This window comes from Albidovulum sp. (assembly GCF_049646345.1).
In the GTDB taxonomy this organism is placed as follows: Bacteria; Pseudomonadota; Alphaproteobacteria; order Rhodobacterales; family Rhodobacteraceae; genus Albidovulum.
Map to the genome: position 1 here is coordinate 1 of NZ_JBARVQ010000888.1, position 8,116 is coordinate 8,116.

Below are 8,116 nucleotides of genomic sequence, written 5' to 3' on the forward strand. Positions count from 1 at the left end.
GATATGGCACCGCCCGGATCAGGCTTACACGCAAACGATGCCCGCAACAAAAAGGGGGCGCTGCAACATCGCAGCGCCCCCATCTTCTGTCTTGTGGCCCGGACCTCAGAGGCTCGGATAAAGCGGGAAGCGGGCGCAAAGGGCGGCGACTTCGGCCTTGACCTTCTCTTCAACCGCGCCGTTGCCGTCCTCGCCATTGGCAGCCAGCCCGTCGACAACCTCGACGATCCAGCGCGAGATCTGGCGGAACTCTTCCTCACCAAAGCCGCGCGTGGTGCCTGCGGGTGCTCCAAGGCGGATACCGGAGGTCACGAAGGGTTTTTCGGGGTCGAAGGGCACGCCGTTCTTGTTGCAGGTGATATGGGCGCGGCCAAGGGCGGCCTCGGCGGCCTTGCCGGTCACCTTCTTCGGCCGCAGATCGGCGAGGCAAAGGTGGTTGTCGGTCCCGCCCGAAACGACATCGATCCCGCCCTTCATCAGCTCATCCGCCATCGCGGACGCGTTCGTTTTCACTTGCGCCGCATAGGTCTTGAATTCGGGGCGCAGCGCTTCGGCAAAGGCCACGGCCTTGGCAGCGATGACATGCATCAATGGCCCGCCCTGAAGGCCCGGGAAAACGGCCGAGTTGATCTTTTTCGCGATACCTTCGTCATTGCAAAGGATCATGCCGCCGCGCGGACCGCGCAATGATTTGTGCGTCGTCGTGGTGCAGACATGGGCATGCGGGATCGGCGAGGCGTGGACGCCGCCCGCGACAAGACCGGCGATATGGGCCATGTCGACATGCAAATAGGCACCGATTTCATCGGCGATGGCGCGGAACGCCGCCCAGTCCCATTCGCGGCTATAGGCGGTGCCGCCGGCAAGGATCAGTTTCGGGCGGTGCTCCAGCGCCTTGGCGCGGACATCGTCCATATCCAGTCGCTGGTCCTGTTGGCGCACTCCGTAGGACACGACATTGAACCATTTGCCGGACATGTTGACCGGCGACCCATGGGTCAGGTGGCCGCCCGAATTGAGGTCGAGGCCCATGAACGTGTCTCCGGGCTGTAGCAGCGCCAGGAACACGGCCTGGTTCATCTGCGATCCCGAATTCGGCTGCACATTGGCGAAGTTGCAGTTGAAAAGCTCTTTCGCGCGTTCGATTGCCAGCGTCTCGGCCACGTCGACATACTGGCAGCCGCCATAGTAGCGCTTGCCCGGATAGCCCTCGGCATATTTGTTGGTCAGGACCGAACCCTGTGCCTCAAGCACGGCGAGTGAAACGATGTTTTCGGAGGCGATCAGCTCAATCTCGTCGCGCTGGCGGCCAAGTTCGTTGCGGATCGAGCCGAAAAGCTCGGGGTCGCGGGTTTCGAGGGATTCTGTGAAGAAACCAGAGTCACGTTGCGGGGCGTTCATGGGCGTCTCCTGAGGGCTGAAGTTGGCCGCGTTGTAGCGGAGGAGGGCTGGGGCGGGAAGCGTGGAATCCGACATGTTTCGGTTCGTACGCGAAACGAATTCCACTATAGGAAACTTTTTGCTGACCCAAGGTCAATCCCCAAAGCTCAGACGACGGTGAACTGCCCCATCATCCCGGCATCCTCATGCTCAAGGATGTGGCAGTGATACATGTAGGGCAGGACCGGGTCGGCATAATCGGAAAACGACAGCCGGAGCGCCACGGTTTCCTGCGGCCGGATCAGAACGGTGTCCTTCAGCCCGGCTTCCTGCGCCGACGGGGGTATGCCATTGCGCGACAGGATACGAAACTGCACGTCATGGATATGCATCGGGTGCAGCATCGGCGTGGTATTGGTCCAGATCCAGGTCTCGGTTGTGCCGAGGGGGACGGCAAAGTCGATGCGCGAATGATCGAAGCGGCGGCCATTGATGGTGAAATCGCCCATCATTCCCATGCCGGTCATCGCAAGATCAAAGCGCCGGTCTTCGCCGGTCGCATCGGGCGGCGGCGGTATTTCAGCCAGCCGGTCTGGCAGGGTGGGCGTGGGGCGCACGCCGCGCGGTCGGATTTCCATCACGTCACGGGTCCCGCTGGTGCCCATCATCGCGACCTCGGCGCCGAAGGTTTCCGCCCTCAGCATCACCGCCGCGCCGTCCGAGACATCGACGAGAAACTCCGCCCGCTCACCAGGGCTTAGGATCGCGCCCTGCATCGGGACGGGTTCCGCCAAAAGCCCGCCATCCGAGGCGATCTGATGGAAGGTGCGATTGTCGGCGAAATGCAGCCCGTAAAACGTGCCATTGGCGCCGTTGAGGATGCGCAGGCGGATCAGCGGCGTATCGACCTCCAGCACCGGGCCGGTCTGACCGTTGACCAGCAGCACATCGCCCTGCATCCCGGCCATCCGGTCATGCATGTTCATCGTGTAAGGCATCTGGCCGTCGGCATCGAAGCGGCGGTCCTGCAGGACCAGCGTGAAGTCATCCTCGCCATATGTGCGGGGCAGGGGCAGGGCCGCCTCTTCGTCATCGGTTACCCGCAGCACACCCGCCATGCCCGCCCAGACATGGGCGCCGGTCTTTTCATGCTGATGACCGTGGAACCAGAAGGTGCCCGCCTTCTGCATTAGGTCGAATTCCGGCGACCAGACCGCACCCGGTGCAATCTCCTGATGCGGGCCGCCATCGGCGGCGGCGGGCAGGTGCAGCCCGTGCCAATGCAGGGTCATCGGCTCACCGATATGGTTCGCGACATTCATTCTGAGCGCATCGCCCGCGCGGGCCGACAGGATCGGGCCAAGGAAGGTTGCGTTGATGCCGATGGTTTCGGTGGCGATGCCGGGGCGAAATTCATGCAGTCCGGGGGCCACGGTCAGGTCAAAGACCCTGCGACCGCCTTCGATCCGCCCCTCATTCAGCCGTGGCTGGATGAAGGCCTGGCCGGTACCGGCGAAGGCGGCGCGTGGTCGGATCAGGGCTGGGGCCGCAAGTGCCGTCAGCCCGGCAAGAGCAGCGCGGCGGGTCATTGTCATCGGATAGGCCATCGGCCAGCCTTTCTTGAAACCGGCCCCGGACGGCCGGATGGGGTTGTCTTCGCGGTCCTGTCAGTAGATCAATGCACAAGGATTGAATGCGGGGATAGCTGTGTCGTCGGCTGAGAATATCACATTTCTGGCAAGCGATGCCCCGGTTGCGCAAGAGGCGCTGGCCAAACTGACATCGGCCTATGGCTCGGTCCCCGTTGACGAGGCGGAGGTCATCGTCGCGCTCGGGGGCGACGGGTTCATGCTGCAGACGCTGCACGCGACGCAGGCAATGGATGTTCCGGTCTATGGTATGAATTGCGGCACGATCGGCTTTCTCATGAACGAGTATGATGAGGAGGGGCTCCGCGCGCGGCTGAGCGAGGCCGAGGAAGAGGTGATCAACCCCCTCGCCATGCGGGCCGAGACCGCAGATGGCGAGGTCCGGGAAGCATTGGCGATCAACGAGGTATCGCTGCTGCGCGCCGGTCCGCAGGCGGCAAAGCTGCGGATCACCGTGGACGGCAAGGTGCGGATGGAGGAACTGGTCTGCGACGGTGCGCTGGTCTGCACGCCGGCCGGATCGACCGCCTACAACTATTCCGCCCACGGGCCCATCCTGCCCATCGGCGCCGAGGTGCTGGCCCTGACTGCAATGGCGGCCTTTCGCCCCCGGCGCTGGCGCGGGGCGCTGCTGCCGATGACGGCTGTGGTGCGGTTCGACGTGCTTGACGCCGACAAGCGCCCGGTGATGGCCGATGCCGATGGCCGGTCAGCCCCGAATGTGGTTTCGGTCGAGGTGCGGTCAGAGCCCGCGATCCGTCACCGGATCCTTTTCGATCCGGGGCATGGGCTGGAAGAACGCCTGACCCGCGAACAGTTTATCTGAGTTTCCAGCTGTCCGCTTTCCACGCCTCGATCTTGCGGTAGAGGGTGGAGGGGGACACATCCAGCACCCGCGCGGCCTTGGGGATTGATCCGTCATGGCTGGCGATGGTTTCCTCGATCACCAGCCTTTCAACCTCGGCCAGTGTCCGTCCGATCAGGCCGTCCAGCGTCACGCGCGGCTTTTCAACATCAACCGCCGGGGCCTCGTCCTTATGCTCAAGTTCGTGGTGCAGCTCAAAGGGCAGCATGTCGCGGGTGACGACCGGGCTGTCGTTCAGCACCACGACATGCCGGATTACGTTCAGAAGCTGGCGCACATTGCCGGGCCAGTTCAGGCGGCGGAACAAAGTCGCGACCTCGGGGCTGAGTGCCCCGAACGACCGGCCTTCTTCTTCCGAGAACCGTTTCAGGGCGGCATCCGCGATGGTCAGCACGTCCTCGCCCCGGTCGCGCAGGGGCGGCATGCGGATCGGCACGACATGCAGGCGGTAATAGAGGTCTTCCCGGAACCTGCCGCGCCGGACTTCCTCCAAGGGGTCGCGGTTCGAGGCGCAGATGATCCTGACATTGACCTTTCGCGACTGGGTCGCGCCGACGGGCTGGATCGTCGAGGTCTGCAAAAAGCGCAGGAGTTTGCTTTGCAGGTTCAGGTCCAGTTCGCAGATCTCATCCAGAAAGAGCGTGCCGTCATGCGCTTGCGCCGCTGCACCGGGCTTGTCGCTGATTGCCCCGGTGAAGGACCCTTTGACATGGCCGAACACCTCGGATTCCAGCAACTCGGACGGGATCGCGCCACAATTGAGCGGAATGAAAGGCCCGTGGGCACGGTTGGATTGATCGTGCACCGCCTGCGCGCACAGCTCCTTGCCGGTCCCGCTTTCGCCAGTGATGAAAACCGTCGCCATCGACCGGGCGACCGAGCGGATCTTGGCATAGACCTCGCGCATGGGTTCGGACGATCCGATGAATTCGGCGGGCGGCTGGGCATCGCCGGTCACGGCACCCGGCTGACCGTCCAGGACCGCCCCGGCCAGCGCATTGTCGATTGCTGCAAGAAAACGCTGCTCATCGAACGGTTTGACAAGGAATTCATGCGCCCCGGCTCGCATCGCGGTAACGGCCTTGTTGATTGAACCGTTGGCGGTGATGACGATCACATGTGCATCGGGCTTGATCGCAAGAAAATCCCGCATCAGATCAAGCCCGTCCCGGTCGGGCAGCATCAGATCAAGAAGCACGACGGGGGGGCGGATTTCCTTGAACTTGCTCAGGCCGGATGCAGCGTCGGACGCGCAGGTCACCTTGTGCCCGGCCGAGCGCAGAACCGATTCATAGACGAGTTGCAGCGACGGCGTATCCTCGACCAATAGTAATGGCTGCTCGGTCATGGGGACTCCCCGCGGCGCGAGCGTTCCTGCGCAACGAAGTGAATCAACCTGTCGAGTTGCGCCAGCGTTTCCATGCCAAGCCCGCCAAGCGCCCCCTTGTCGCGGCGGTGGGCGCCACTGTTGAGCGCCTGTGACAGCGCCTGAAGACGTTTGCCACCAACCGCCCCGGCAAGAGCGATCAGCACATGGGTCTCGGCCCGGATTGCGGCCAGATCGCCATTGGCGAGACCGGCAAAAAGGTTGCGTTCGCAATTTCGCAGATCGGTCGCCAGGCGTTGCAGTAGTTCCTTCGAGGCCTCGGGGCCCGCAACTTCGATCAGGCGGTCGAAACAGGTCCGGTCAAATTCGACGGAAGCATCGACCGCAAGCGCTTCTCCGTCTGAATAGCCGTTGCTTTGCCGTTTGAGAACATTGGCGATGGCGGTGCCGAAACTTTCGATCCCGGCCAGAGGTTTGGCCAGAATGGCATCGGCCCCGGCAGAGTAGATCGCTTCGCGGTTGGCACGCAGCACATAGGCGGTGATGGCGACGATGGGCATGTTCTTGTAGGCGCGGCCATTGGAACGCAATGTGCGGATGACGTCGATCCCGTTCAGGCGCGGCATTTCGATATCGATCAGCGCGAGGTCAAAATCCTCGCGCTCCAGCCAGTGCAGCGCCTCCACTCCGTCACCGGCAACTTCGAACACCGCCCCCATCTTGGCCAGCATGTGCCCGATCACCGTCTGGTTGGTTTTGCTGTCCTCGGCGATCAGAACCTTGATACGGCTCAGATCGGGCAATTCGACCACCTTTGCCGCCGGCGCGGCAGCCCAGACATCAGGCGGCAATTCCAGCGTCACGCGCGCGCCCCGCTCGGGTAGGTTTTCGACGCTGATCGTGCCGCCAAGACGACCCGTCATGTGTTTCGAGATATGCATCCCGAGACCCCGGCCGGGTTTCACATTCCCATCCGGCCGCCCTTCATATTCGAAAAGCCGCGTCAGCGCCTCGGGTGAAAAGCCCGGCCCCTGATCGGTGATCGCCATGCGCAATGCACCGGTCTCGGACAGGCTGATGTCCAGCGTGACTGCGCCCGCATCGGTGTATTTGATCGCATTCGACAGGATGTTGGACAGAACACGTTCCAGGGCGATCCGATCCAGGGTCAGGACCTCTGGCACGTCATCGCCGCGCGACAGATTGAACGTCAGACCTTTTTCACTCGCCCGGCCGGACCAGCGCATTTCGGTATCGTAGAGAAAGCGTTCTACCTGCAGATTGGCGGGATGGGTGGCGGCGAAGTCATCGCCGCCCAGCATGATCGTCAGGCCTTCTTCCAGCAGTCTGGCAAGGATTTCGCCCGACGCCCGCACGCGCTCCAACTGCAGACGGGCCGCCTGGTCCAGACTGTCGTGGTCGATCAGCCTCAGGCCGCCGATGATGTCCGATACCGCCGCCCGCAGATCATGCCCGAGAAGGGTCAGCCGCGCAGGATGGACTGGCTGCAATGGGGCAGGACTCTCTCCAGAATCGTCTCCCCTCATCGCGCGCTCACCGAAAGCGCGGCAAATTTGATCAGATCAGACAATACAAGTCTCGGTTGCATCATGCCTTGGTTGTACGCGAGGAAACTTCGTCCGCCAACCTGTCTGAAACGTCAGGTGACGACCCCGTGATCGCACCAATGATCCCGGATCACCCCCAATGTTGTCTCAGGATTGACCGACGGGATAGCCGATGCCGTTCAGGGCGACCGTAATCTCCTCCAGAATCACCGGGTCGTCGATGGTGGCGGGCATCTTGTAGGTCTCGCCATCGGCGATCTTGACCATGGTTGCGCGCAGGATCTTGCCCGAGCGGGTCTTGGGCAGGCGGTCCACTACGGTGGCCAGCTTGAAGGCCGCGACCGGGCCGATCTGGTCACGCACCAGCTTGACGCATTCCTTCACGACATCGCCATGGTCGCGGGCCGACCCCTTGTTGAGGCAGAGGAACCCCACGGGCATCTGGCCCTTCAGGCTGTCCGACACCCCGATCACCGCGCATTCGGCGACATCCGGGTGACCGGCCAGAACTTCTTCCATCGCGCCGGTCGACAGGCGGTGGCCCGCGACGTTGATCACGTCATCGGTGCGCGCCATGATGTATAGGTATCCATCCTCGTCGATCATGCCTGCATCGCCGGTTTCATAGTGGCCGGGGAAGGTGGTGAGGTAGGATTTGCGATACCGCGCCTCGGCGTTCCAAAGCGTGGGCAGCGTGCCGGGGGGCAGGGGCAGTTTGACCGCAATGGCACCCAAAGTGCCGGGCTTCACCGGATGGCCGCCTTCGTCCAGTACCTGTACATCGTAGCCCGGCATCGCGACCGAGGGGGAGCCGATCTTGACCGGCAATTCCTCAATCCCGATCGGGTTCGCGGCGATGGCCCAGCCCGTCTCGGTCTGCCACCAATGGTCGATGACGGGGACATTGAGATGTTTCTGCGCCCAAAGGATTGTGTCCGGATCGGCGCGTTCGCCGGCAAGGTAAAGCGCACGCAAACCTGAAAGATCGTAGTTCTTGATGAATTCCCCCTCGCGGTCGTCGCGCTTGATGGCGCGCAAGGCCGTGGGGGCGGTGAAGAAGCTTTTGACCTTATGCTCGGCGATCACCCGCCAGAACGTCCCCGCATCCGGCGTGCCCACGGGCTTGCCTTCAAAGACGATGGTGGTGCAGCCCGCGATCAGGGGCGCGTAGCAGATATAGGAATGGCCAACGACCCAGCCCACATCCGAGGCTGCCCAGAACACATCGCCCGCTTCGCAATCATAGATCGCCTTCATGGTCCAGTTCAGCGCCACCAGATGGCCCGCTGTCGGGCGTACGACCCCCTTCGGCGCGCCGGTCGTGCCC

The 8,116-nt window shown here is 62.9% G+C and carries 6 protein-coding genes; 1 reads left to right on the top strand and 5 read right to left on the bottom strand.

All coding sequences use genetic code 11. The features are described from left to right. Window positions 1-105: 105 nt before the first annotated feature. Together glyA and WBB85_RS23170 are read right to left on the bottom strand one after the other, a co-directional pair. Window positions 106-1,401, bottom strand: a complete 1,296-nt coding sequence (gene glyA / locus WBB85_RS23165; RefSeq protein WP_432640919.1) for a serine hydroxymethyltransferase — start codon at window positions 1,399-1,401, stop codon at window positions 106-108. 146 nt (window positions 1,402-1,547) lie between these two features. Next, window positions 1,548-2,987 carry a multicopper oxidase family protein gene (locus WBB85_RS23170; protein ID WP_432640920.1) on the bottom strand — a complete coding sequence of 480 codons (1,440 nt, stop codon included), beginning with the start codon at window positions 2,985-2,987 and terminating at the stop codon, window positions 1,548-1,550. Window positions 2,988-3,087: 100 nt separating this feature from the next. On the opposite strand from WBB85_RS23170, the gene WBB85_RS23175 reads away from it, so the two are divergent. Then, complete coding sequence (locus WBB85_RS23175) at window positions 3,088-3,855, top strand: NAD kinase (RefSeq protein WP_432640921.1); 768 nt, start codon at window positions 3,088-3,090, stop codon at window positions 3,853-3,855. On the opposite strand, the gene WBB85_RS23180 is transcribed toward WBB85_RS23175, so the two are convergent. The 3 genes from WBB85_RS23180 to WBB85_RS23190 form a co-directional block, all read right to left on the bottom strand. Further along, complete coding sequence (locus WBB85_RS23180) at window positions 3,848-5,242, bottom strand: sigma-54-dependent transcriptional regulator (protein WP_432640922.1); 1,395 nt, start codon at window positions 5,240-5,242, stop codon at window positions 3,848-3,850. The genes WBB85_RS23175 and WBB85_RS23180 overlap by 8 nt on opposite strands. Further along, window positions 5,239-6,732 carry a response regulator gene (locus WBB85_RS23185; RefSeq protein ID WP_432640923.1) on the bottom strand — a complete coding sequence of 498 codons (1,494 nt, stop codon included), beginning with the start codon at window positions 6,730-6,732 and terminating at the stop codon, window positions 5,239-5,241. Before WBB85_RS23185 ends, WBB85_RS23180 begins: the two co-directional genes overlap by 4 nt. A 204-nt stretch (window positions 6,733-6,936) precedes the next feature. Then, window positions 6,937-8,116: AMP-binding protein (locus tag WBB85_RS23190; protein WP_432640924.1), on the bottom strand; the 1,180-nt coding region annotated here is incomplete at its 5' end.